The 26,249-nt window shown below is 49.9% G+C and carries 25 protein-coding genes; 8 read left to right on the forward strand and 17 right to left on the reverse strand.

Translation table 11 applies throughout. The annotated features are described in order from the left end of the window. Positions 1–347 (forward strand): hypothetical protein (locus tag L4D12_RS22590; protein WP_428450086.1); only part of this gene is annotated, 347 nt, incomplete at its 5' end. A 56-nt stretch (positions 348–403) separates the two neighbouring features. Here the strand turns inward: L4D12_RS22590 and L4D12_RS22595 are convergent. The 4 genes from L4D12_RS22595 to ftnA all read right to left on the reverse strand — a co-directional run bounded on the left by L4D12_RS22595 (position 404) and on the right by ftnA (position 3,929). Then, positions 404–1,591 carry a BaiN/RdsA family NAD(P)/FAD-dependent oxidoreductase gene (locus tag L4D12_RS22595; RefSeq protein ID WP_428450087.1) on the reverse strand — a complete coding sequence of 396 codons (1,188 nt, stop codon included), beginning with the start codon at positions 1,589–1,591 and terminating at the stop codon, positions 404–406. Between the two features lie 206 nt (positions 1,592–1,797). Continuing rightward, positions 1,798–2,904, reverse strand: coding sequence for a mechanosensitive ion channel family protein (locus L4D12_RS22600; protein ID WP_428450088.1), 1,107 nt, complete (start codon positions 2,902–2,904; stop codon positions 1,798–1,800). 81 nt (positions 2,905–2,985) lie between these two features. Beyond that, positions 2,986–3,324: a universal stress protein UspB gene (gene uspB, locus L4D12_RS22605; RefSeq protein ID WP_428450121.1), complete on the reverse strand. Its 339-nt coding sequence runs from the start codon at positions 3,322–3,324 to the stop codon at positions 2,986–2,988. A gap of 77 nt (positions 3,325–3,401) precedes the next feature. Further along, positions 3,402–3,929 (reverse strand): non-heme ferritin, encoded by a 528-nt coding sequence (ftnA, locus tag L4D12_RS22610; RefSeq protein ID WP_428450089.1) that lies wholly within the window; start codon positions 3,927–3,929, stop codon positions 3,402–3,404. Between the two features lie 295 nt (positions 3,930–4,224). On the opposite strand from ftnA, the gene L4D12_RS22615 reads away from it, so the two are divergent. Both L4D12_RS22615 and L4D12_RS22620 read left to right on the forward strand, forming a co-directional pair. Then, a complete protein-coding gene (locus L4D12_RS22615; protein WP_428450090.1) occupies positions 4,225–4,647 on the forward strand; it encodes a universal stress protein in 423 nt (140 codons plus the stop codon). Positions 4,648–4,841: 194 nt separating this feature from the next. Next, positions 4,842–5,717, forward strand: coding sequence for a carboxylate/amino acid/amine transporter (locus tag L4D12_RS22620; RefSeq protein WP_428450091.1), 876 nt, complete (start codon positions 4,842–4,844; stop codon positions 5,715–5,717). A 188-nt stretch (positions 5,718–5,905) separates the two neighbouring features. On the opposite strand, the gene fre is transcribed toward L4D12_RS22620, so the two are convergent. From fre to trxA, 6 genes are all read right to left on the reverse strand, one after another. Next, positions 5,906–6,616, reverse strand: coding sequence for an NAD(P)H-flavin reductase (gene fre / locus L4D12_RS22625; protein WP_428450092.1), 711 nt, complete (start codon positions 6,614–6,616; stop codon positions 5,906–5,908). A 9-nt stretch (positions 6,617–6,625) separates the two neighbouring features. After that, the gene (locus L4D12_RS22630) at positions 6,626–6,892 is read right to left on the reverse strand and encodes a 2Fe-2S iron-sulfur cluster-binding protein (RefSeq protein WP_428450122.1); all 267 of its coding nucleotides are present in this window, start codon (positions 6,890–6,892) and stop codon (positions 6,626–6,628) included. Between the two features lie 84 nt (positions 6,893–6,976). Then, positions 6,977–8,842 (reverse strand): 4-hydroxy-3-polyprenylbenzoate decarboxylase, encoded by a 1,866-nt coding sequence (ubiD, locus tag L4D12_RS22635; RefSeq protein ID WP_428450123.1) that lies wholly within the window; start codon positions 8,840–8,842, stop codon positions 6,977–6,979. 137 nt (positions 8,843–8,979) lie between these two features. Further along, positions 8,980–10,005, reverse strand: a complete 1,026-nt coding sequence (locus L4D12_RS22640; protein ID WP_428450093.1) for a hypothetical protein — start codon at positions 10,003–10,005, stop codon at positions 8,980–8,982. Between the two features lie 192 nt (positions 10,006–10,197). After that, positions 10,198–11,460 carry a transcription termination factor Rho gene (gene rho / locus L4D12_RS22645; RefSeq protein ID WP_428450094.1) on the reverse strand — a complete coding sequence of 421 codons (1,263 nt, stop codon included), beginning with the start codon at positions 11,458–11,460 and terminating at the stop codon, positions 10,198–10,200. A 196-nt stretch (positions 11,461–11,656) separates the two neighbouring features. Then, positions 11,657–11,983: a thioredoxin TrxA gene (gene trxA / locus L4D12_RS22650; RefSeq protein ID WP_428450095.1), complete on the reverse strand. Its 327-nt coding sequence runs from the start codon at positions 11,981–11,983 to the stop codon at positions 11,657–11,659. Between the two features lie 113 nt (positions 11,984–12,096). On the opposite strand from trxA, the gene rhlB reads away from it, so the two are divergent. Together rhlB and gppA are read left to right on the forward strand one after the other, a co-directional pair. Continuing rightward, positions 12,097–13,407, forward strand: a complete 1,311-nt coding sequence (gene rhlB / locus L4D12_RS22655; protein ID WP_428450096.1) for an ATP-dependent RNA helicase RhlB — start codon at positions 12,097–12,099, stop codon at positions 13,405–13,407. A 15-nt stretch (positions 13,408–13,422) separates the two neighbouring features. Beyond that, complete coding sequence (gppA, locus tag L4D12_RS22660; RefSeq protein ID WP_428450097.1) at positions 13,423–14,913, forward strand: guanosine-5'-triphosphate,3'-diphosphate diphosphatase; 1,491 nt, start codon at positions 13,423–13,425, stop codon at positions 14,911–14,913. 64 nt (positions 14,914–14,977) lie between these two features. Here the strand turns inward: gppA and prlC are convergent, their stop codons facing one another. Further along, positions 14,978–17,020 (reverse strand): oligopeptidase A, encoded by a 2,043-nt coding sequence (gene prlC / locus L4D12_RS22665; protein WP_428450098.1) that lies wholly within the window; start codon positions 17,018–17,020, stop codon positions 14,978–14,980. 213 nt (positions 17,021–17,233) lie between these two features. On the opposite strand from prlC, the gene L4D12_RS22670 reads away from it, so the two are divergent. The 3 genes from L4D12_RS22670 to L4D12_RS22680 all read left to right on the forward strand — a co-directional run bounded on the left by L4D12_RS22670 (position 17,234) and on the right by L4D12_RS22680 (position 21,543). Then, the gene (locus L4D12_RS22670; protein WP_428450099.1) at positions 17,234–18,073 is read left to right on the forward strand and encodes a 23S rRNA (adenine(2030)-N(6))-methyltransferase RlmJ; all 840 of its coding nucleotides are present in this window, start codon (positions 17,234–17,236) and stop codon (positions 18,071–18,073) included. 400 nt (positions 18,074–18,473) lie between these two features. Then, positions 18,474–19,829: a glutathione-disulfide reductase gene (gorA, locus tag L4D12_RS22675; protein WP_428450100.1), complete on the forward strand. Its 1,356-nt coding sequence runs from the start codon at positions 18,474–18,476 to the stop codon at positions 19,827–19,829. Positions 19,830–20,178: 349 nt separating this feature from the next. After that, positions 20,179–21,543, forward strand: a complete 1,365-nt coding sequence (locus tag L4D12_RS22680) for a YjiH family protein (protein ID WP_428450101.1) — start codon at positions 20,179–20,181, stop codon at positions 21,541–21,543. A gap of 193 nt (positions 21,544–21,736) precedes the next feature. Here L4D12_RS22680 and tatC read toward each other — a convergent pair whose 3' ends face one another. From tatC to ubiE, 6 genes are all read right to left on the reverse strand, one after another. Next, complete coding sequence (gene tatC, locus L4D12_RS22685) at positions 21,737–22,492, reverse strand: Sec-independent protein translocase subunit TatC (RefSeq protein WP_428450102.1); 756 nt, start codon at positions 22,490–22,492, stop codon at positions 21,737–21,739. 11 nt (positions 22,493–22,503) lie between these two features. After that, positions 22,504–22,845 (reverse strand): Sec-independent protein translocase protein TatB, encoded by a 342-nt coding sequence (gene tatB / locus L4D12_RS22690; RefSeq protein WP_428450103.1) that lies wholly within the window; start codon positions 22,843–22,845, stop codon positions 22,504–22,506. A 3-nt stretch (positions 22,846–22,848) separates the two neighbouring features. Beyond that, positions 22,849–23,106: a Sec-independent protein translocase subunit TatA gene (tatA, locus tag L4D12_RS22695; protein WP_428450104.1), complete on the reverse strand. Its 258-nt coding sequence runs from the start codon at positions 23,104–23,106 to the stop codon at positions 22,849–22,851. Positions 23,107–23,175: 69 nt separating this feature from the next. Continuing rightward, on the reverse strand, positions 23,176–24,813 hold the full coding sequence (ubiB, locus tag L4D12_RS22700) for a ubiquinone biosynthesis regulatory protein kinase UbiB (protein ID WP_428450105.1): 1,638 nt from the start codon (positions 24,811–24,813) through the stop codon (positions 23,176–23,178). Continuing rightward, complete coding sequence (locus L4D12_RS22705; RefSeq protein ID WP_428450106.1) at positions 24,810–25,421, reverse strand: ubiquinone biosynthesis accessory factor UbiJ; 612 nt, start codon at positions 25,419–25,421, stop codon at positions 24,810–24,812. The genes ubiB and L4D12_RS22705 overlap by 4 nt, the downstream gene beginning before the upstream one ends. A 7-nt stretch (positions 25,422–25,428) precedes the next feature. Further along, a complete protein-coding gene (gene ubiE / locus L4D12_RS22710) occupies positions 25,429–26,184 on the reverse strand; it encodes a bifunctional demethylmenaquinone methyltransferase/2-methoxy-6-polyprenyl-1,4-benzoquinol methylase UbiE (protein ID WP_428450107.1) in 756 nt (251 codons plus the stop codon). Positions 26,185–26,249: the final 65 nt, after the last annotated feature.

Raw genomic sequence — 26,249 nt, forward strand, 5'->3', positions numbered from 1 at the left:
ATCGGTTTGACACTCCAAAGGTTGTGGCAGGCATCGCGCCACAGCGCTGGATTGTACAAGAGGGACAGTGGTTTATGAGTGAGGATAACCACGATATCACCCGCTTACGTCAGCCAGGAGAAGACTCGCCACTTTCGGCGGTACATTATACCTACACCGGCAAGGGCAAGGGCCCGCTCGATGTTATAGCTGGCTACTTCAGTATGTCGATATCCCAGAACCTCAGGGAAGACTACAACCACCGTGATTTCAGCGCGTTTTTCCCGCCCCTGCCCAGCCCTGACATGTACTGGGAATCAGCCTATCGCCAACTGGACGCACAGAGCAAGAGAGGGAAACGTGGCTAACTATACCGTTCACGGCGTTTACCTGATGGAGGTAGCGTCTCCTTCGTCCCACGCGTTTACGCGTACTGGCCCACCACAAAGCCTGAACTCCAGGCCCATTGGAAGTTGTAGCCACCAAGCCAGCCACTGACGTCCATCACTTCACCGGCAAAATACAGCCCTTTGATCTTTTTCGTTTCCAAGGTTTTCGATGATAGCTCGTCGGTATCGACCCCGCCCAATGTCACTTCGGCGGTACGGTAGCCTTCAGTGCCGTTTGGCACAATGGTCCACTGGTGGAAAGAGGTCGCCAGTGCAGTAATGTCTTTCGGGTTAAGCTGCTTAAGTGGACGGTCGACCACCTCACCCCGCGTCATCAACGCCTCAATCAGGCGTTTTGGCAACAGTCGCGCCAGTGAATTCTTCAGGCTCTGGTTCGGATGCTGCTCACGCATGGTTGTCAAGATCTCAGCCAAATCCAGCTCCGGCAGTAAATCGACCGTTACTTTCTGTCCCGGCGTCCAGTACGAGGAGATCTGTAAAATGACCGGCCCTGACAGGCCACGGTGAGTAAACAATAAATTCTCTTTAAAGCTGACGCCATTTTCTGCCTCGACCACCGTAGGAATGGCGATCCCTGACAGCTCGGCAAACGCATCTTTATCAGCAGTGTGCAGGGTAAAAGGCACTAAACCCGCGGTGGTCGGCACCATTTTCAGGCCAAATTGCTCAGCAATGCGGTAACCAAATGGCGTCGCGCCCAGTTTCGGCATCGATAATCCACCCGTTGCCACCACAAGCGACTCGCACTCTACCATCTCGGTATTCAGTTTGAGGCGAAAGCCGCTATCTGTCTGCTCGATGCTGTACACATCGACCTGATAGCGCTGCTGTACCGTCGGTAAATCACATTCTGCCAATAGCATCTTTACGATATCTTTGGCGGAATCTTCACAAAATAGCTGGCCGTGTTCACGCTCTTCGAAGGTGATCCCGTGCTTTGACACCATTGAGATAAAATCCCACTGGGTGTATTGCGATAAGGCCGATTTCACGAAATGTGGGTTACGGCAAACGTAATTATTCGCGGCGACATCGTAATTGGTGAAATTGCAGCGGCCCCCGCCTGAGATCAGGATTTTACGGCCTGGCTTCTTAGCATTATCAACTACCAGCACCGAACGACCACGCTTACCCGCTTCGGCGGCACACATCAAGCCAGCCGCACCCGCGCCAATTACTACCACATCAAATTTTTCTGTCATTACTTCACCGCTGTTGGTCTCAATCGTACCAAGCCTATCGATAAAAAAGGGATGCACTGCCCGCGGGCCTGCATCCCTTTCAATACATAATATCCCAATGACCTTGGGTATATCCCGGCTCACCCTCACCGGATGGCGGCAATTTTACCTGCCAGGCAAAGTGAATACCAATGGATTATCCTCTCAGCCGTTACACCCCTTAACGATTAACCTACAGAGGCGGGTAAACGCACAACGGGGGCCTCAGCCTGCTCAGGAAGATCAATCTGCACCGTGGTTGTGGGAAACGCAAAACCGGCATCGTGCTCTTTGACGATTGCCATAATCTTCAGCATCACATCTTGCTGGACGTCTTGATACGCCACCCACTCCGTGGTCTTGGTAAATGTGTAAACCAAAATGTTCAAAGACGACGGGCCATAACTTTCAAAACTGACGATCATGGTCTGGTGGGAATCGATATCAGGGTGAAGCGATAGCATCGCCTTGATGTCTTTCACCACGATCTCAACTTTATCAGCATCCTGATAACGCAAACCAACGGTCTGTTTGATCCGGCGATTGAGCATCCGCGAAGCATTTTCGACCACTATCGAACTGAATACCGAGTTGGGTACATACAACGGTCGTTTGTCGAATGTACGGATCAAGGTCATCCGGAAACCAATCCTTTCTACTGTGCCTTCTATCTGGCGGTCAGGGCTACGGATCCAATCACCAATCTTGAACGGGCGGTCAAAATAAATCATCACCGCACCAAAGAAGTTGGCGAGTAAATCTTTTGCCGCCATACCGACAATCAAGCCACCCACACCACCAAATGTCAGCACCCCGGAGAGACTCAAACCGAAGTTCTGCATCATCGCCAGACCGCCAATCACCATGACCACTAAACGCAATACTTTTGATATCGCAGTGATGGTGGTGACATCTTTCATATTGCGGCAAATCGCTTCCTCTGCATTGCTGATCAAGCGCAGCAGAACCCAAATAACGGTCCATACCACCATCAACTGACGCAGGGTTGAGAGGAAGGAAGCAGAATAATGCGAGGTATTTTCGATCACAACACCGAGGGCAAATGCGGCAGGCCACAGCCAAATTAACCAGCTGATCGGCCGCCGAACCGCTCTGATCAAAGCATCGTCCCAAAGCAGACGAGTATTTTCTGCGATGTGGAGTAAATGCCGGGTGATCATCAACCAGCCCCCCCACAAACAGGCACTGAGGAGCAGCAATAAACCCACATTGCCGATCCAGTTTTGACTCACACCTTGCTGTAAGGCATCCCACCATTGGTATAAATGATTCATAGCGATCCGGTTATTAATATCTCTTGGTCGCTACGGTAGTGCTCAGCTGCTCGGATTTCAAGCCCTGACACCAACCGGTCATTAAATCCCGAGGTAGGCCACAACAAAAATAGAAATGAAAAAAATCAACAGGTAGGCGCTTGCCAAAATAAACAGCTTACGTACTTTGACGCATTTTTCCATGAAGATGGGATCATGGTGATTTTGATATTGATGGCTGCGAATATAATGAAACAGCCGAATTTGCTTAGAAACATTTCCCTGAGAAGAGAAAAAACCGCGTCCATCCACCTGCTGGTATAGCAGGGGATCACATTCTCGCATTACCGCGAGTAACGTGCGCAATGTACTGACATACCGAGATACATTCACTACTGCTACCAAAAAAAGTGCAAGTAAAAGTGCATCACCACTGATCATAAAGCCCCCCGAACAACGTCTCTGATCAGCCAGGCTAATGAAGCATAGATGGGGCATGTTGCCATGCCCCGAACTTATCAGCCAGCTGTTGTATCCATAACCGATGAAGACTCAGCTTTTGCCATTGCCGCAAGATCTTTATCAATGAAAAATAGCGCTTTGCCGTCTTCACCAACCAGCTCAATCTTATCTAGGATACCTTTAAACAATTTTTCTTCTTCGTGCTGCTCTGCGACATACCACTGCAAGAAGTTAAATGTTGAGTAGTCTTGGCTCGTAAACGCCACATGAGCCAGCGTATTGATCTGCTTAGTGATCAATTGTTCATGCTCATACGTTTCGCGAAATACATCACCTAATGAGGCAAATTCATGCTTCGGTGCTTCAATCGTCCCTAATATTGGCATCGAACCCGTTTCGCTCACATAGGTAAACAAACGCTGCATATGGGCCATTTCTTCAACGGCATGGGTACGCAAAAACTCTGCGGCCCCTTCAAAGCCCTTGTCTTCACACCATGCACTCATTTGCAGGTAAAGGTTTGAAGAAAAGAACTCCAGATTGATTTGCTCGTTGAGTTTCTCAACCATAGCTTGAGCTAACATCGCACTACTCCTATCTATTCTAGTGTATACCAATCTCAACGATAGGTATGAAAACGCCAGTTACCTATTGTCACCATGCCCTCATGATAATGCAACTCAAAGGGCATAAGGAGAATACTCTATACTAATCAAAATCACAGCCAGCGACTTCTGTCAAAAAAACAGAGTCAATTCAATCTTTCACGACTCATTTTTCTTTTTGCTAAGGCGCCGTAAGTTGGGATCCCGGTAATATTATTCCATCGCAGTCGATGCTAGCATGAGATAAAACCCGCACGGTCAAGGAGTGCATATTATGGCGTATAAACATATTCTGGTTGCCATCGATCTCTCAGACGACAGCCACATTATCCTCGGTAAAGCGGCCGATTTGGCCAAGGCACTGGATGCCAAGCTATCGCTGATCCACATTGACGTTAATTATGCCGAACTGTATACCGGACTGATTGATATCAACCTCGCCGACGCCCAACACAAGATGGCCGATGATGCCCAGCAACAGCTTAAGGCGCTGGCAGCCAAAGCCAATTACCCGGTTTCCCATACGTTGGTTGGCAGCGGTGATTTAAGTGATGAGATCTGTCATGTGATTGATGATCTCGATATCGAACTGGTGGTTTGTGGTCACCACCAAGATTTCTGGAGTAAAATTCTCAGCTCCGCCAAGCAGCTCATCAATCGCTCTCCGATCGATATGCTGATGGTACCACTCAAATAATCCCGCAATCCCGCGGCTTTCGCCCCGTACCACAAACCTATTGTGCTGCAACTGCGAAAGCCCGGTTATCACTCGGCTTAACGTCTCGCATTTCATTGCTCTTACCAGTCCCAAAACGCAGAAATCTACTACTTCCCTGCCGACAACTTCCGCTACACTAGCGCCATCATTTTTTGGACAACACATTTTATCTTATGGGATATCTCTCTGCTGTTACCCTGCTGTGGGCATTTTCATTTAGCCTGATTGGGGTCTATCTGGCCGGGCAAGTGGATGCCTGGTTCTCGGTGCTCACCCGTGTTAGCCTTGCGGCGCTCGTGTTCTTGCCTTTCCTTCGTCGCCAGCACCTGCACCGTGCACTGTCACTCAAACTGATGGCGGTCGGGGCGTTTCAGCTGGGGCTGATGTACTGCTTTTACTACCAGTCATTCCTTTATTTGAGTGTACCGGAAGTCCTGCTGTTTACCATTTTCACCCCCATCTACGTCACGCTGATTTACGATATGTTGCATCGCCAATTTTCAGCTTGGTATCTGGTAACCGCCGCCGTGGCGGTACTGGGCGCGGCAGTGATCAAGTTTGAAGGGATCAATGAAAATTTTATTCTCGGCTTTTTTATCGTTCAGGGGGCGAATCTCTGTTTTGCCATTGGTCAGGTGGGCTATAAGCGGATCATCGAACAGGAAAAGGCAGATATTCCCCAGCATACGGTTTTTGGCTTGTTTTACCTTGGGGCGATGTGTGTCGCCCTGCCAATGTTCTTGCTGTTTGGCAATACCGAGCAGCTGCCAACCACCAGCACTCAATGGGGTATTTTGATTTACCTCGGCACGATTGCATCCGGGCTGGGCTATTTCATCTGGAACAAGGGTGCCACGCTGGTTAACGCAGGTGCGCTGGCGATCATGAACAACGCCTTGGTGCCTGCTGGCCTTATCGTCAATATCGTGATCTGGAATCGCGATGTCGACTACCCGCGCCTGATCCTCGGCGGAGTCATCATCATGGTATCACTGTGGCTCAACGAGACATGGGTAAAGCGCAAGGTCGAACAAGCCAGAGCCCATTAATTTAGATAAATAGCACCACTAAACAGCGCACATAAAAAAGGCGAGATCCATGATCTCGCCTCTTGTTTGGGTTCTGTAAGCTGAGTATCCGCCGGAACATCAGGTCGCCGCAGAATCCCCACAGGATCTTAGGGTCATAGATCCGCTTTTATCGCTTTTCCTCGCCCCTAGTCCCTCACTACTAAAACCTAGATAAACGAGAAAGCATCGGCGAACATCCGCTCGCGCACCGCACCTTTTTCAGCCGAGAACTGCTCACGCGCCGCGCCCGCCATCTCAAAACGGCCACAAATGTAGATATCGTAAGCTGACAAACTGACAAAGTCTTCGCTTACCGCTTCTAGTACGTTACCCACCTTACCCTGCCAATGGGCTGGTGCCGTTTCAACCACGGGCACATAGGTCAAATGGGCATGCTGTTCGGCCAATGCCTGCAACTCATCATGTGCATACAACTGGCAGGCATCACGTCCCCCCCAGTAGATGAAAATCGGCTGAGAGACACCACGGCTCAGGCAGTTATCGAGAATACTTCGGACATACGAGAACCCAGTTCCTCCCGCAATCAACAACAACGGCTTGTTGCTGTCATCACGTACCCAGGCATCACCGTGTGGCGCTTCAATCTCGATCTGTGACCCCTCCGCCAACGCAGTTTTCATCACCTCGACCACTTCAATCGCGTAGGCATTATGCTCTGCAGCACCGATGTGCAGCTCCAGTTCACCTTCACGGCACGGGCTACTGGCAATGGAAAATGGACGCTTATCTTTCTCGCCCATGACCGCCAAGAGGTATTGCCCCGCTTTGAAATCAACCGGTTGATCTGGCTTGAGCAAGATCCGGAACGTGTTACAAGCCAAGGGTTCGATGGACTTAACTTCGCATTTGATTGACATTTTCTTCCTCTAATCTAACTCTAAGACCAAGTTACTCTCGACGACGGCCTGACAGGCAAAGATCCAGCCTTCGGCTTGCTCATTCTCAGTAAGCATAGGCGCTAGCTGATAACGGATCTCACCCGACAGTTTACGGCACATACACATAGCACATGCCCCTACCTGACAGCGGTTCGGGAAAGCAATACCTGCATTGAGCGCAGCCTCTAATACCGTTTGGCCCGTTTCAGCGCGGAACGTAATATCATGAGGCAACAGGTGAACTTGGTGCATTATTTCTCTCATTCCCGGTAACATACCGGGCTATTGTTGTTATTTCGGGTTCGTAACTACCGTATTGATATTACCGATCTATCAGGGTTAACCGTTAATTCCTAATTTATCCCAGATCGCATCAATTTTTGCCACGATCGCTGCATTTTTGCTAATTGGGGTTCCCCACTCTCGATCGGTTTCTCCCGGCCATTTATTGGTCGCATCCATCCCCAGCTTCGAACTCCGACCTACATCTGGCGAGGGGATCAACACCGTATCACGGCTTGGGTCCATCCGGGTGGTGATCGCCCAGATCACATCATTCCAGTCACGCACATTGACATCGTCATCACACACAATGACAAACTTGGCATCGGTAAACTGGCTCAGCCATGCCCAGATCCCATTCATCAGCTGCCGCGCATGACCGACAGCTGATTTCTTCATGCTGACAATGGCCATACTGCTGGCATCCGCTTCTGGCGGTAAATAGCAGTCGACAATCTCAGGGTATTGTTCCTGTAATGCACGCTGGCTTGCTGCAATATCAAACTCGGGATCGGCTTGATAGGTATTATTGGGCGTTGTATGGGTTTCTGCCGCCCATTTAATGGTCGCATCTAGCCCCATTTTTGAGCCAAGCCCAACCACAGGAGAAGCAAAGTCGAGTGAGTCAATCGGGGTGTTGTCGATCATCAGTGTATCGCGCACCGGATCCATCCGGGTGGTTATGGCATGAATGACACTGTTCCAGTCACGGCCATTCACGTCGTCATCGCACACCACCACATACTTGGTATACATAAACTGGCGCAGGAACGACCACACCCCCATCATGACTCGCTTGGCGTGCCCGGGGTACTGCTTCTTCATCGTGACCACCGCCATCCGGTAAGAGCACCCTTCCGGTGGCAGATAAAAATCAGTAATTTCAGGAAACTGCTTACGCAAAATCGGCACGAACACTTCATTCAATGCCACCCCAAGCACTGCAGGCTCATCCGGTGGACGGCCAGTGTAGGTGCTGTGATAAATGGGATCTTGGCGCATCGTGACATGGGTGACGGTGAATACGTGGTGACGTTCAACCTCGTTATAGTAGCCCGTATGATCGCCGTATGGCCCTTCATCAGCATACTCATTCGGGTCGATATAACCTTCCATGACGATTTCCGCACTGGCAGGCACATCCAGATCATTACTGAGGCTTTTGACTACCTCCGTTTTACTGCCACGCAGCAGCCCTGCGAATGCGTACTCTGACAAGGTATCAGGAACCGGCGTCACCGCACCCAGAATCGTCGCCGGATCGGCACCGAACGCCACGGTCACCGGGAAGGGTTTGCCGGGATAAGTCTCCATCCAGTCACGCAGATCCAGCGCGCCACCACGGTGGGCCAACCAGCGCATGATGATTTTATTTTTGCCGATTTTCTGCTGGCGATAAATACCAAGGTTCTGGCGTTTTTTATTCGGCCCTTTGGTGATCGTCAACCCCCACGTCAACAACGGCGCGACATCACCCGGCCAGCAACTCATCACCGGAATATTGTCCAGATTGACCTCGTCCCCTTGCCATCTAATATGCTGGCAAGGCGCTTTACGCAGGCGTTTGACGGGCATATTCAGCACTTGCTTGAACACTGGCAGCTTATCGATCGCGTCACGAAATCCACGCGGTGGCTCTGGCTCTTTCAAATAGGCCAACAACTCGCCCACCTCACGCAACTCGCGCACATCCTGACGCCCCATCCCCATAGCCACCCGTTCAGGAGTACCGAACAAGTTAGCCAACACGGGCATGTCATAGCCAATCGGGTTTTCAAACAACAGTGCTGGCCCGCCCGTCCGCAAAGTGCGATCACAAATTTCAGTGATTTCCTGATCCGGGTTAACGGGATGCGTAATACGCTGTAACTGCCCTTGTTGCTCTAGGTAGTCAATAAACTCTCGCAGATCCTTGAATTTCATCGATTCGCGGTTATCCATCCAAAATACACCAGCACCCGAAGCCGCTCGCCGCCTCGGGTACAAATAATCATTATCACGTCATTATAACGATTTGTTAACGCCAGGACAGCGTAAATTCGACTGTCGCATACAGCTCGTTATGGCGACGGAGCCATCGCTATACTGACGTTATTTTTCAACACGGGGTTATGGCTTGACGCCGCCCACAGCTCCAGCCAATCACGATGATGACTGCGGGCTAATTCCGTTGCAACAATCTGGCCATCATCGACCTCATTTAATTTGCCCTTGAGAAAATCATGGATAGCCATCGGTAATGATGGAAATGAAATCAAGGCACGATAGGCCTGACGTTTTAAAGAGGGGTTTATCGTCGCCGCCATCAACTGTTCTATCGCCATAGGTTGCGGGGCAAGACTGGTAAGGCGGTTCAGCTCTGCCAGACTGTACTGGTCGCTACGCCGACGCCATAACAGATGGTAGACATCCTCGCGCCCCGATGCAGCGGCTAATGCAGCAAGTACCGCGTTATCAGGCTGCCACATCAATTTACGATCCGAGATGAACTGCTCTGCAAGCTGTGCAACCGCTGACTCAGATAACTGCGGCAATTGGCTCAGAAAAATATCTCGCCGTGCAGTCTGGGCCGATAAATCTCCGGCCAGCCACTGCGACAAGACCAATTCGCCTTGCTCGGCCTGTGCCGTCATGGCCTGAGCCAACAGAATTTGCTGCCAACGCAACACCAATCCTCGCGCTTTGGCGCCATAACGAAAGGCACTGCGTGTCACCATGTAGCCATCACCTTGTTCGATGATACTGAACATGGGTTTACGTTCAGCCTGCTCCTGAAGCCAATCAGCCTTCGCCTGATCCAGAGCCTGATGAGTGATCGCATAGTCCACCAGCGACGCCCTAACGGCTTCCTGTGGTAAAGCAGAAAGCAGGGATAGGTTGAATTCCAGCGACCAAAAATCGCTGTTCACATAGAGCACCGACAATGCGGCAACCCGATGCTGAACTTGGTAAGAAGTAATAACGCGCTTAACGTCTTGTGCTGACACCTCGGTCGTGCGATTCACACTAACTGCATGAGCCACACCGGCTGTCATCGTCATACTGACAGCAAGGAGTCCTATCTGCATGCACCGTCCTAGTCGCATGTCACCTCCCTGGTGATAAAAAAGTCATAATATTCGAACCATCCTGGTCCGCGAATACCTATAAAGTAAGCGGCTGCCTCTACCATTAAGTATAATTGAACAGCGAGCAATAGGATTATGCCCAAAGTACAGACAATAAAAAACGCCACACGAGGTGGCGTTTTAGAAACTGTGAGTTAGACAGCGAATTAATTATTTCTGACGACGCATCGCATCGAAGAATTCATTATTGGTCTTAGTCATCGATAACTTATCGATCAAAAATTCCATGCTATCGGTCTCGCCCATTGGGTGAACGATCTTACGCAGAATCCACATTTTTTGTAGCTCATCGGCTTTTGCCAGCAGCTCTTCGCGACGAGTACCTGAACGGTTGAAGTCAATTGCAGGGAAGACACGCTTTTCCGCAATCTTACGAGAAAGATGCAGTTCCATGTTACCTGTACCTTTAAATTCTTCGTAGATCACTTCATCCATCTTCGAGCCAGTATCCACTAGCGCGGTGGCGATGATAGTCAGGCTTCCGCCTTCTTCAACGTTACGAGCAGCACCAAAGAAGCGCTTTGGACGGTGCAAGGCGTTGGCATCCACACCACCTGTCAGTACTTTACCTGATGATGGGATCACGGTGTTATATGCACGTGCCAGACGAGTGATTGAGTCCAGCAGAATCACAACATCTTTCTTGTGTTCAACCAGGCGCTTGGCCTTCTCTATCACCATATCAGCAACCTGTACGTGACGAGACGCTGGCTCATCAAACGTAGAGGCAATCACTTCACCCTTCACCAGACGCTGCATCTCGGTCACTTCTTCCGGACGTTCGTCGATCAATAGCACCATCAACACACACTCAGGGTGATTGTAGGCAATGCTCTGGGCAATGTTCTGCAGCAACATGGTTTTACCGGCTTTTGGCGGCGCAACAATCAGGCCACGCTGGCCTTTACCGATAGGTGAAGCCAAATCCAAAACACGGGCGGTAATGTCTTCGGTTGAACCGTTACCACGCTCCATACGCATACGCTCGTTAGCGTGCAGTGGCGTTAGGTTTTCAAACAGGATCTTGTTACGGGCGTTGTCCGGCTTATCGAAGTTAACTTCGTTAACCTTCAGTAGGGCAAAATAACGCTCACCGTCTTTCGGTGGACGAATTTTTCCGGCAATGGTATCACCAGTGCGAAGGTTGAAACGGCGAATTTGGCTAGGAGAAACGTAGATATCGTCAGGGCCGGCAAGGTAAGAACTGTCTGCAGAACGGAGGAAGCCGAAGCCATCTTGAAGGATTTCTAGAACACCATCGCCAAAAATGTCCTCACCGCTTTTCGCGTGCTGCTTGAGAATGGCAAAGATGATGTCTTGTTTTCTCAAGCGCGCTAGGTTTTCAAGCCCTAGGCTTTCGCCAAGCGCAACCAACTGTGAAATAGGTTGGCTCTTCAGTTCAGTCAGATTCATAGTGGTGGGTTTCTTGTCAGTCAAAATGGGGGTTCTATATTAATTTGAGAAAGTCGACCAATGAGGCAGGTCAAGGAATGAACGAAAGTGCAATTTACGGGCATTAAGTTAGCACTAAAGATCTCATCCGTCTAGCATAGACGGTTGTCAAACCATGCACAACTTAGAAATTGAGCATGGTTCACATTCAGATCGCTTACAGGTTCGCGTTCAGGAACTCTTTTAGCTGGCCTTTTGATAGCGCGCCCACTTTCGTGGCGGCCACGTTACCGTCTTTGAACAGTAGCAATGTCGGGATACCACGGATACCAAATTTAGGCGGGGTGTCGGCATTCGCATCGATATTCAGTTTGCCGATCGTTAGCTTGCCTTCGTACTCATCCGCGATTTCATCAAGGATTGGGGCTATCATTTTGCAAGGACCACACCATTCGGCCCAAAAATCGACCAGTACTGGACCTGCTGCATTAATCACATCGCTGTCGAAACTTTCATCGGTCAGCTGCACAATCTTGTCGCTCATCTTCCACTCCAATGGTTGATTTTCTTAGCTGATTTGATTTTAACCAGCAAATCGATGCCCTATTTGAATGGAATCCGTTTCGTATTGCAACCCTAAGCTGATATTCTATACGAATGAAGATGACTCATATCACAGAGCAAAAATTTGCCGACCTGGGTTTAGACCCTCGGGTTTTACAAGGATTGGAAGCCAAAGGTTTCCATAATTGTACGCCGATCCAGGCGCTGGCATTGCCGGTAGTGCTCTCCGGCCATGACATTGCTGGTCAGGCTCAAACAGGCACAGGGAAAACCCTGGCTTTCCTGACCGCGACTTTTAACCACCTGCTGGTTACCCCAGCCAAAGAGGATCGCAAACAAAATCACCCTCGCGCTATCATTATGGCACCTACCCGTGAACTGGCTATCCAGATTTACAATGATGCCCAGCCGCTGCTTGAAAGCACCGGACTGACCGCAGGCCTAGCCTACGGCGGTGAAGCCTATGAAAAACAACAGAAAGCACTGGAAGATGGCGTCGATATTCTGATTGGCACCTGTGGCCGTATTATCGACTTCTACAAGCGACATGTTTTTGATCTTCGCTCTATTCAGGCCGTGGTTCTGGACGAAGCTGATCGCATGTTTGACTTGGGCTTTATCAAAGATATCCGCTTCTTGTTCCGCCGTATGCCAGCACCAGCTGAGCGCCTGAACATGCTGTTCTCGGCAACCTTGTCATACCGCGTAAAAGAGCTGGCTTTCGAACACATGAACAGCCCTGAAAGCGTTGTGGTTGAGCCTGAGCAAAAAACCGGCCACCGCATTCAGGAAGAGCTTTTCTATCCGTCAAACCAGGACAAAATGCGCCTGCTACAGACGTTGATCGAAGAAGAATGGCCTGATCGTGCCATCATTTTTGCTAACACCAAGCACCGCTGTGAAGATATCTGGGCGCACCTTGCTGCAGATAAACACCGTGTTGGCCTACTGACGGGTGATGTCCCACAGAAGAAACGCGTACGCATTCTAGAACAATTCACCCAAGGTGAAATTGACATCCTAGTTGCCACCGACGTTGCTGCTCGTGGCCTGCACATCCCTCAGGTTACCCATGTTTTCAACTACGATCTGCCTGACGATGCCGAAGACTATGTTCACCGTATCGGCCGTACTGGTCGTGCTGGCGCCAGTGGCCATTCCATCAGCTTCGCCTGTGAAGGCTATGCGATTAACCTGCCTGCGATAGAAACCTACATCGAGCACGCTATCCCGCTATCAAAATATGATGCTGAAGCACTCCTTGATGACCTACCGCCGCCAGTGAGTATTCCACGTACACCGCGTCAAAACGGTGGCCGTCGTAATAGCAACAATTCATCACGCCAAGGCCAACCTCGCCAGCAGCGTAACCGTCGCCGTCCGCCACAAAACAAACCGGCGTAACCAGCAGATATGACCATGGAAAGAACAGTATCCCCTTTGTATGCCGCCATTGATTTAGGCTCGAACAGCTTCCATATGTGGATAGTCAGAGAGGTTGCAGGCAGCGTGCAAACTCTGGCAAAGATCAAGCGTAAGGTGCGCCTTGCCGCGGGTCTTAATAGCCACAATGAACTTAGCAACGAAGCGATGCAACGGGGGTGGGATTGCCTCAGCCTGTTTGCCGAGCGCCTGCAAGACATTCCGGCAGAGAATATCCGGATTGTCGGCACTGCCGCACTGCGAACGGCGATCAATGCCGATACTTTTCTTTCCAAAGCGGAGGCTATACTCGGCTATCCCGTTGATATCATTCCAGGTGAAGAAGAAGCCCGAATCATCTATCAAGGCGTCGCTCATACCTCAGGGGGAAGCGGTAAACGTCTGGTGGTTGACATTGGCGGAGCCAGTACCGAAGTGATTATTGGCGAAAGGTTTGATACCAACGCCCTGACCAGCCTCAAAGTGGGTTGCGTCACCTGGTTAGAGCGCTATTTTAAAGATCGCTATCTGAGCGCGACTAACTTCGATGCCGCCATTACAGCTGCGAAAGCGGCTATCGCCCCCATTGTCGACCAGTATCAAGCTCTGGGTTGGACAACCTGCGTCGGGGCTAGCGGTACCGTACAAGCCCTGCAAGAAATCATGCTGGCTCAGGGGATGGATGAAATCATCACCTTGCAAAAGCTCAAACGCATGCAGCGACAGGCAATGCAATATGAGCGGTTAGAAGATCTCGATATTGAAGGGTTAACCCTTGAGCGCGCGCTGGTGTTCCCAAGCGGTTTATCAATCTTGATCGCCATTTTTGAATCACTCAATATTGATGCCATGACGTTGGCAGGCGGCGCCTTGCGCGAAGGCATGGTGTACGAGATGATGAGTCAAATGCGCCATCACGATGTCCGGGAGCGCACGCTGCACAGTCTGCAATCGCGTTTTCAGCTTGATAGTGAACATGCCGAACACGTCGCCGACATGGCCAAGGCTTTACTCAACGCGAGCTCACCCGCATGGCAACTGGAACCACAAGCATCATATTTACTGCATGCTTGTACCGCCCTGCATGAAATCGGCACCTTACTAGAGTTTAAAAAGAGCGGTGAGCATGCCGCTTACCTGATCAACAACAGTGATCTGCCCGGTTTTACGTTGGCGCAGAAACACCTGATTGCTGAACTGCTGCGCCGTTTTCGTGAACAGCTCACCAGCTTACCGGAGCAGCATGCCCTGTCTGCCCCCAGTGCCACCCGATTACTCCGCCTGCTCCGGCTGGCCGTGATCCTGTGCCACCGCCGCGACAAGGCCCAGCAACCGCCCTTTACCCTTACCGTGGAAGACAACACCCTGACCCTGTCTCTGCCCGCCACATGGTTAGCGGCTAACCCACTGAGCAATGCTGAGCTACAGCAAGAAGCCATCCGTCAAACCGATATGGGCTGGCCACTGGTGATCAACGAGTGTGCCTAACCGCATACCCATCCAAACAAAAAAAGCACCCTCGGGTGCTTTTTTATTACCTGCGATACAGGGATTAACCCGTGATGCCCGAATGGCGAAGCAACGCATCGATCTGCGGCTCACGGCCACGGAAACGCTTGAACAGTGCCATCGGCTCTTCGCTGCCGCCACGCTCAAGGATACAGTCCAGGAAGTCTGCACCGGTGTCGGTATTGAAAATCCCTTCCTCTTCGAAACGCGAGTAAGCATCTGACGACAGCACTTCTGCCCACAGGTAGCTGTAGTAACCGGCACTGTAGCCACCGGCAAAGATGTGGCTGAAGCTGTGCGGGAAACGGCCCCACTCTGGACTTTGTACCACCGACACGCGCGATTTGATCTCAGCGAGAGTTTCTAGCACTTTGGCGCCGGCTTCTGGATCGTATTCAGTATAGAGGGTGAAATCGAACAGACCGAATTCGAGCTGACGCAGCAGTCCCATGGCTGACTGGTAGTTCTTGGCTGCCAGCATCTTATCTAACATTTCTTTTGGCAGAGGCTCACCAGTTTCATAATGACCAGAGATAAAGCTCAGTGCCTCTTCTTCCCAGCACCAATTTTCAAGAAACTGGCTTGGCAGCTCGACCGCATCCCATGGTACACCGTTGATACCCGACACGGCAGGTACGTCAACTTGTGTCAGCATATGGTGGATGCCATGTCCGGTTTCATGAAACAGAGTGACCACTTCATCATGGGTAAACAGAGCAGGTTTATCGCCAACCGGTTTATTGAAATTACACGTTAAGTAAGCGACTGGCGATTGCAACGTGCCATCCTGACGCACACGACGGACAATACATTCATCCATCCATGCACCACCACGTTTATGCTCGCGGGCATACAGATCTAGATAGAAGCTGCCACGCAGTTCACCTTTTGCGTCAAAAATATCATAGAAGGTCACAGACTCATGCCAGGTCTCAATCCCGTCACGCGCCTTCACCTCCATCCCGAACACACGCTTGAGTACCTCAAACAAGCCGGCGACGACTTTCTGCTCTGGGAAATAAGGACGTAGCTGCTCATCAGAAATACTGTAACGATGCTGCTTCAGTTTTTCGGCATAGAACGCAAAATCCCATGGCTGGAGATCGGCTGCGCCAAACTCACAGTTGGCATACTCACGCAACTCAGCTACTTCTCGCTCGCCTTGCGGCTTGGCGCGGCTCGCCAAATCATTGAGGAAACCCAGGACCTGAGCGGGTGTTTCTGCCATTTTAGTCGCCAATGATTTCTCACTGTAAGTATTAAAACCCAACAAACGAGCTATTTCGTGATTCAGTTTTAGCTTCTCTGCAATGATGTCGCTGTTGTCCCACTTGCCCGCATTCGGACCTCGATCCGACGCGCGGGTCACAAAAGCCTCATACATTTCCTGACGTAGCGCGCGGTTTTCACAATAGGTCATCACTGGCAGGTAAGACGGAATATCTAATGTGAACAGGTAACCTTGCTGATCTTTCGCTTCAGCATTGGCTTGGGCCGCCTGCAACGCAGACTCAGGCAAACCGGCTAAATCAGCGTCGTCTGTTACCAGCTTACTCCAGCCCATGGTCGCATCCAGCACGTTGTTGCTGAATGTTGAGGAAAGCTCAGACAAGCGCTTGCTGATCTCACCATAGCGATGCTGCTCTTTGGCTGGCAGCCCAATGCCTGACAGCTCAAAATCTTTCAGGGCGTCAGTGATCGACTTCTGTTGCGCCTGACTCAGCACCGCAAAACCCGCATCGGCTTTGATCGCTTTATACGCGTCATACAGGCCTTTATGCTGTCCCACCCAAGTGCTGTAGTCTGACAGCAACGGCAAGCAGCTCTCATAAGCATCGCGGAGCTCTGGGCTATTTTTAACCCCGTTAAGATGACCGATCGGGGACCAGATGCGGCTCAAACGATCATCAGTTTCTGCGAGAGGAACACAAATCGTTTCCCAGCTCGGCGCAGCGTCATGCGCTAATACCGCTTCTACTGCCGCACGGCAGTCAGCAATCGCCTGCTCGACAGCGGGTTTAATATGCTCTGGCTCAATCTGTGAAAACGGGGGCAGATCCGTCATTGTAAGTAATGGGTTAGACATGCGCGGTTCCTTAAATATATTGTTCTTTATTAAATGCGTCTTCTGACACATAAAATCAATCCTTTCGTGCCACCAAGTCGTAAAAACATCCTAGCATTTTAACGTACAATTAACATCCGCCACGATAGAAGTCATCCCCACCCCTAGCTATTCCGCGGCAATTCGCCATAATACAGGCTCAATTCATTACATTTTTCTGTCGAGATCCCAGCCATGCTGAGCTACCGCCACAGTTTTCACGCCGGCAACCATGCCGATGTGGTCAAACACATTGTCCAGAGCCTGATCCTTGATGCCCTCAAGCAAAAGGATAAGCCGTTTGTCTATCACGATACCCACTCCGGGGTCGGCCGCTATGACTTGCAAGACGAGCGCAGTGAAAAAACCGGTGAATTCAAGCAAGGTATAGCCCGTATTTGGGGTCGTGACGATATTCCAGCCGAGCTTGCCAGTTACTTGAATGCCATCAAAGTATTGAATGACACGGAAGAACTGCGTTACTACCCAGGCTCACCGAAGGTGGCCCGAGCCCAGATCCGCGAACACGATCGCATGGTGCTGACTGAGCTGCACCCGAGCGACTTCCCACTGCTACTGCAAGAATTTCGCGGTGATCGTCAGGTAAAAATCTACAAAGAAGATGGTTTTGCTCGCCTTAAGGCCAGCCTTCCGCCAAAAGAGCGCCGCGGCGTAGTGCTGATTGACCCACCTTATGAGCTCAAGCATGAGTATATGGACGTGGTCAAAGCGATTAAAGCGAGTCATATTCGCTGGGCAACGGGCACCTATGCTATTTGGTATCCTGTGGTGTATCGTGAAAACATCGACAAGATGCTAAAAGGCCTGAAAGATCTCGGCATTCGGAAAATTCTCCAGATTGAATTGGGCGTTGAACCGGATACCGAAGAGCGCGGCATGACCGCCTCTGGCATGATTGTGATCAACCCACCGTGGATGCTGGAAAACCAGATGAAAGCCATCCTGCCATGGCTACAACAGGCTATTGCGCCGAACCACGGCCACCACACCGTCGAGTGGGTTGTGCCGGAATAAGCCCGCAGACCGGACACTTAGGCAGGATGTTTCCTGCCTTTTTTATGTCTAATTTCTCGACCATCGCCTCTCGTAACTGCCCCCGTTCTTGATTAAACTACTATACCCAAGTTGCCTCAATATGTTGGATTCAAAGTGAGTTCTACGCATTCAAATCAAGGAAAATGTCTGAAGGAATAATTCCCTTCCAAAGGCATTTGATACCGAAGTGATTGCGCTGAATCACTCCCAAAAGGCGAGTGTTATTGGCTTCTACTCAGCGTTGCAGATTTTTAACGTAGAACTCCTATGTCTACAAATCTACGCCTTGATTAGAAACCAATATCTTCTCGCTGAAACGAGCATCTTGAGGTAGCTTGGGTATAACAGCCAAATTAATAAAAATTATTGGAGTAAAGTCATGGCGAAGCATTTTGATTACATCTGTATTGGTGGTGGCAGCGGCGGGATTGCCTCAGCGAACCGTGCAGCTATGTATGGTGCCAAGGTTGCACTGGTTGAGGCCAAAGCACTTGGTGGTACCTGTGTAAACGTGGGTTGTGTACCGAAGAAAGTGATGTGGCACGGCGCACAAATCGCGGAAGCCATGCATCTGTACGCCAAAGACTACGGCTTTGATGTCGATGTAAAAGGCTTCAGCTGGAGCAAGCTGGTAGAAAGCCGCGAAGCGTATATCAGCCGCATTCACTCCGCTTATGACAATGTACTAAGCAACAACAAAATTGAAGTGATCAACGGCTTCGCGACCTTCGTGGATGCGAAGACCATCGAAGTAAATGGTGAACACTACACCGCCGATCATATTCTGATCGCTGTCGGCGGCGAACCAACCATTCCGAATGTACCAGGTGCTGAGCACGGTATTGATTCCAATGGTTTCTTTGCGCTGACTGAACAACCAAAGCGGACTGCCATTGTTGGTGCCGGTTACATTGCAGTAGAAATTGCCGGTGTATTGAGTGCTCTGGGGACCGATACCCACCTGTTCGTGCGTAAAGAGTCACCGCTGCGTACCTTCGACCCAATGATCATCGATACCCTCGTTGAAGTGATGAACACCGAAGGCCCGACGCTGCATACCCATTCAGTACCCAAAGAAGTGGTCAAAGAGCAAGATGGCTCAATCACCCTGCATTTTGACAATGGTGAAAGCCACAATACCGATCTCTTGATCTGGGCAATTGGTCGCAACCCGACCACGGATAAAATCAACCTAGCGGCAGCAGGCGTTGAAACCAATGCCCGCGGCTACATCAAAGTTGATGAATACCAGCAGACCAATGTTGAAGGTATCTACTGTGTCGGTGACATCATGGAAGGTGGTATCGAGCTGACTCCGATTGCGGTGAAAGCGGGTCGCCAATTGTCAGAGCGCCTGTTCAACAACAAGCTTGATGCAAAAATGGACTACACACTGGTACCGACCGTGGTATTCAGCCACCCGCCAATCGGTACCATCGGTTTGACGGAACAAGATGCCATCGCCCAGTACGGCGAAGACAACATTAAAGTCTACCAGTCTGGTTTCACCGCGATGTACACCGCCGTCACCGCTCACCGCCAACCATGCAAAATGAAGCTAGTATGCGCGGGTGACGACGAGAAAGTCGTTGGTCTTCACGGCATCGGCTACACCGTGGATGAGATGATCCAAGGCTTTGGCGTTGCAATGAAGATGGGCGCCACCAAAGCAGACTTCGACTCTGTAGTAGCTATCCACCCAACAGGCTCAGAAGAGTTTGTCACCATGCGTTAATATATTTCCTGCTCAGCCACGTTCGCTGAGCACGAAACGTATGACTATCCCATATATCAAGGAGGCTTCGGCCTCCTTTATTTTTTGGTTTTTTCCTCCCCCCAACCACCACATACCACCCAACCATGCTTTATGCTGATTTACACATTTTCAGGAAACGCTACCACTGCCATAGCGGCAAAATCACCACACAAAAATGAATAAACACCCACATTTTCACGAAAAGTATTCCAATCAAAAGCCAAAGACGGTAATCTCAGCCTTAATTACTTACATTCAGTGAATAGTTATTCTGTAGCGAATAACACTGCTATTTACTTAATTTGAATTCATTACATAAAGGTCAGATATGCAAGATCAGGTCATTCCACCACCCGCTAAAAAATCACCGTGGCTGATGTTCCTCGTGCCATCACTTCTCGGCGTGTTCATTTTTATGGCACCCATCAGCTTTCAGGGAACCATCACCATTCCTATCGCGGTACTGGCAAAATTCGTTCAGGCACTGTTCGACGGTATGCTGACAACTGTTGTGACCTTTCTAATCAGCATCACCGCTCTTGCGGCGATTGCGACCAAACTTTTTAAGCCTCAGGCTGTCCTCAACAATAGTTTTGTCAGTGGCTTGCTCAATCCGAGCCTGCCTTGGTTTATCGTCCAGCAACTTGGTGCTGTTTTTGTACTGATGACCTATTTTGGTATCGGGCCGGAAATGATCCGTGATGGTGCAACAGGTGGACTGGTGCTCAATGATCTGCTGCCAGTACTTTTTTCTGTCTTCCTGTTTGCTGGCCTGTTGCTTCCTTTGCTACTGAACTTTGGCTTGTTGGAATTTGTCGGCGCGTTGTTTACCCGCATCATGCGCCCGCTATTTAACCTTCCGGGTCGTTCTGCAGTAAACTGCATTGCCTCTTGGCTGGGTGATGGCAGTGTCGGCGTGCTGATGACCAGCAAACAGTACGAAAGTAAGATCTACACCGAACGTGAAGCAGCGGTCATTGGCACCACCTTTACCGCCGTATCGATCACTTTTAGTCTGGTGGTCATTGCCCAGGTGAATCTGGAGCATATGTTTGCCCCGTTTTATTTAACGGTGTGTGTAGCTGGCCTTGCTGCCGCTGTGATAGTGCCGCGTTTGCCGCCCCTGTCTTGGAAAAAAGATCAGTACATTGACGGCGAAAAACTGACGGTAGATGTTGAAGCCGTCCCTGCGGGCCAAACCGTCTTGAGCTTTGGACTTGAGCAAGCATTGTTGAAAGCTAATGAAGTCACCAGCTTACGCGCGGTACTCATCGATGGCTTAAAAAATGCCGTTGATATGATTTTCGGGGTACTGCCGGTTGTCATGGCGATTGGTACGGTGGCACTGGTGATTGCTGAAAATACACCAATTTTCAGCTTGCTGGGCCTACCTTTTATTCCGTATCTTGAATTACTGCAGATCCCGGATGCTGCTGCAGCGTCTGAAACCATTGTGGTGGGTTTTGCCGATATGTTCCTGCCGTCTATTCTGGCTTCTGGCATTGAAAGCGATCTGACCCGCTTTGTCATTGCTGCGATGTCGGTAACTCAGCTGATCTACATGTCGGAAATTGGCGCCTTGCTAATTGGCAGCAAAATCCCGGTAAAACCGTGGGAGCTGTTTATGATCTTTATTTTGCGTACTCTCATCACCCTACCGGTGATCGCATTTATGGGTCATTTGTTCTTCTAGCACTTTCGCTGATTCACGGTAAACACAACCAGCCTTCGGGCTGGTTTTTTATATCTATAATCGCCATATCTCATCACGCCATGCACACTATCATCTACCCTCACCCAGCTTGATCTGAGTCCTTCACATGGCATACCGAGCCAAATTACAGGCATAAAAAAACCGGCCTCAGCCGGTTTTTTATCCGATGGCATTACAGCTCATCATCTGCAAGATCTTCGTCTTCCTCTTCTCGAACATAGTATTTCGAGAAGAACAAACCAACCTCAAATAACAGACACATGGGTACAGCCAGTAGTGTCTGTGAAATGATATCCGGTGGTGTCAGTAGCATCCCCACCACAAACGCAGCCACAACAATATATGGGCGCTTCTCGCGTAGACTTTGCGGATCCGTTGCTCCGGTCCAGCACAGTAAAATGATGGCAACCGGAATTTCAAATGCAATACCGAATGCCATAAACAGTGCTAACACGAAATCAAGGTAGCTGGAAATATCCGTCGCAACCTGCACCCCTTCCGGTGCAATGCTGGTGAAGAACGCAAAGACCAACGGGAACACCACAAAATAAGCAAAGGATACACCGGCATAGAACAGCAGCGAGCTGGAAAACAGCAGCGGCATGATCAGCTTGCGTTCATGCTTATACAGACCAGGTGCGATAAACCCCCAGATCTGATACAGGATCATGGGTACCGCAACAAACACAGAAGTGACCAGTGTGAGTTTAATTGGCGTAAAGAATGGTGATGCTACATCTGTCGCGATCATTGTCGCCCCTTCAGGTAGGCGATCTACCAAAGGAGCTGACAAAAAGGCATAAATGTCATTTGCAAACCAAACCAGGCACAAAAAAACCACAATGACACTCAGGATCGAACGCAACAAGCGGTTACGCAGCTCAATCAAATGGCTGAATAACGGTTGCGTATCTTCAACAGTAGACATAGTGATGTAATTTAATCCTGCTTATGAGAGGTCGTCACCGATGGCTGCTCATCTTTTTTTTCAGCATAAGGACGCTGCACTTCTGAGGCGGCTTTTTTCAGCTCCTCGACAGAATCCCTTAGCTCAGGCGAGAGATCTTTCATCCCCATTTGCTCAGCTTTTTTCAGATTTTCCTGCAACTCATGAAGCTTTAGCTCCTGAGACAGCTCATCCTTGACTGAGTTCGCCATATTCCGAGCAGCTCCTACCCAGCGCGACACCGAACGGATCGCGACAGGTAGGCGTTCCGGCCCCAGTACAACCAATCCCACGACGGCGATCAGTATTAGTTCCCAGAACCCGATATCAAACACGCGTTAAACCTGCTCTTTGTCTTTCTGGCTCTTCTGAGCCTGATCACCTTGCTGTTCAGCAAGTTTCTTTTGGTCGAAATCTGCGTCAGCATCGACTGTTGCATCTTTCTTGGCTGTTGGCTCATCATCGCTGATCGCTTTTTTGAAACCTTTAACCGCAGAGCCTAGGTCACCACCTATGCCACGCAGTTTCTTGGTTCCGAATAGCAGCACTATGATTAGTGCAATGATAAGCAATTGCCAGATACTAATACCACCCATGCTTGTTTTACCTCAGCTTATTGTGGTTGATAACAAAACGTTTTATTTGTTGGCTGCATACTTTACCGCCTATTTACGGCAAGCACGCCACCCAAGTAACCAAAACGTGATACCCGTTACAGCACTGATGGCTGCGTAAGTGTCAATATGATTACTAAAAAGTATGGCAGAACATACAACCAAAGTTGCACCAATGCCAAAATGGAACCTTGCTTGGCCCTGATAGCGTCGGCTCTCCATGAAGTTGTCATAGAGTGTATCTATACGCTGATTTAGCGCATTGCCCTGACGCAAACTGTCGTACAGTAATTCCGGCAGTTCCGGCAGTTTTTCCGCCCAGAACGGGGCCCGACTTTTCACCCCGTCAATCACGGCCTGTGGCCCGACTTGACGAGACATCCAATCTTCAAGAAACGGCTTGGCGGTATCCCACAGATCAAGCTGCGGATAAAGCTGCCGACCTAACCCCTCTACGTATAACAGGGTTTTCTGTAATAGCACCAATTGCGGTTGCACTTCCATATTGAAGCGCCGCGCGGTATTAAACAGGTTAAGCAGCACATGGCCAAATGAAATTTCTGCTAACGGTTTTTCAAATATCGGCTCACACACGGTACGGATAGCAAATTCGAATTCATCGACGTTGGTATCTCTCGGCACCCAGCCTGAATCAACATGTAATTCAGCCACTTTGCGGTAATCTCGATTAAAAAATGCCAGCAGGTTTTCAGCCAGATAGCGTTTATCATCCCGGTTCAAGGTGCCGACAATACCACAATCGAGGGCAATCCACTGCGGATTTTGTGGATTTTCCCGCGCGACAAAGATATTCCCTGGGTGCATGTCAGCGTGGAAGAAACTATCACGAAATACCTGAGTAAAAAAGATCGTTACTGCATTCTCAGATAACAATTTCATATCAGTACCGTTGGCTATCAAAGCCTCGACGTCCGATACTTGAATGCCGTAAATCCGCTCCATCACCAGTAGATTTTCCCGACTCAGGTCGGTATACACTTCCGGTACATACAGCATGTGGCTGTCTTCAAAATTACGGCGCAGCTGAATTCCATTTGCCGCTTCACGCATTAAATTGAGTTCATCGAGCAGGGTTTTCTCATACTCCCGCACCACCTCAATAGGACGTAGTCGACGTGCTTCAGGCAGCATTTTCGATAAGATTTTGGCCATCCGATACATCAGTCTGATATCGGCTTGGATCACGGGCAATATATCTGGGCGAATCACCTTGAGGACAATCGCCTGACCATTTTCGCGCAGGGTCGCGGTATGTACTTGCGCAATTGATGCAGAAGCCAATGGCGTTTCATCAAAGTCATCGAACCAGGTATCCAGCGACGCACCTAATGCGGCTTCCATCTGCTGCTTAGCCAGCTTTCCGTCAAAAGGGGCCACCTGATCTTGCAGCAGTGCGAGCTGATCAGCGATGTGTGGCGGGAACAGATCCCGACGTGTCGACATCATCTGGCCAAACTTGATCCAAACCGGCCCTAGCTCTTGCAGCGCCAAGCGTAAACGTTCACCCAACGGTTTTTCAGGGTGCTGATTTTTGAGCCAGAATAGTGATCGACGTGCGGTTTTGGGTAGCTGAAGACGCGGGTCGTTGGGTAACAGCTCGTCCAGTCCATACCGGAGTTGAACGGCGGTAATTTGGTATAGGCGTTTAAATTCGGAATAGCCCATCATGCGTAATGTCGCTCCAACAATCGGTTGAGGCGTACTTCGCAACGGGCGACGTCCGTTTTAAGATCGTCCACCCGATCGGCAAAATAGGCGATTTCCAAAGCCTGAGGGGCAAGTTTCCATTCTTCGGTGATCACCTCCGCCAAATGACGCTGGTGTCGTTCCATGCCCTGACGAACAATATGCACACCGCTTTTCACACCACTGACTACGGTGTGGGCCACAATATCACCAGTATAGTGAGACAATTTCTCTTCTACATCGGGTTTCAGCCCACTGAGCAAGCTTGCAAATTGCTGAGCAAGCTGGATATCGCCATCAAGCGCTAACTTATCGGCTTTGATCAACTGGGTCAGGTTCGCCTGCTGACGCAGCTCTGGCAACACCGACAGGTTCAATGCCAATTGGCAGTCCACGTCACCTTCATAGGCGCCCAGCACATCAATCTGCTGGCTAAACAGAAAATATAACTGCTTACCAAATTCATTGAGCGTCACTCCAATCACCTTGCCACGCAGACGAGCAAGACGACGCTGGCTACCTTCATCTTCTTTCAGTAAGGCATTGAGTGACGTTTCAATGGCCGCCGTTACAAACGCATCAACAGGCATAAGATCCTCAGAACTTGTAACCACGGTGCAAGGCAACAATGCCGCCCGTTAGGTTGTAGTAATTGGTCTGCTCAAAACCAGCCTCTTGCATCATGCCTTCGAGGGTATTTTGATCTGGATGCATACGAATAGACTCTGCCAGATAACGATAGCTTTCGCTGTCATTGGCGATCAGTTCCCCCATTTTGGGTAACAGATGGAAGGAATAAGCATCATAAATTTTTGACAGCGGCTCAAGGGTCGGCTTAGAAAATTCTAACACCAATAGACGACCACCAGGCTTTAGAACGCGGTACATTGAGCGCAATGCTTTCTCTTTATCGGTCACATTGCGCAGGCAGAAGCTGATGGTTATGCAATCAAAAAAATCATCAGGGAATGGCAGTTCTTCGGCATTGGCCTGAACATAACCGACATTCCCTACCACGCCGAGATCGCGCAGTTTACTGCGGCCCACCTTGAGCATCGAGTTATTGATGTCAGCCAAGATCACCTGACCGTTATCGCCGACAATGCGCGAGAACTTAGCGGTTAAATCCCCGGTACCGCCACCGAGATCCAAGACTTTATGGCCACGGCGTACACCACTGCAATCAATGGTAAATCGCTTCCAAACGCGGTGGATCCCCATCGACATCAGATCATTCATAATGTCATATTTTGCCGCTACTGAGTGGAAGACTTCAGCAACCAGCTCCGCCTTCTCTTCCTTGGCTACGGTACGATAGCCGAAATGGGTCGTATCTAGTGTGGTGTCCGTCATGTTAATTCCGTCGTGGTTAACTTTCTGCCATAAACTGGCCTAGTGTACTTGATGGTTGTCCTTTG

Origin of the sequence: Photobacterium nomapromontoriensis, from assembly GCF_050336815.1 — a bacterium.
GTDB lineage: Bacteria > Pseudomonadota > Gammaproteobacteria > Enterobacterales > Vibrionaceae > Photobacterium > Photobacterium nomapromontoriensis.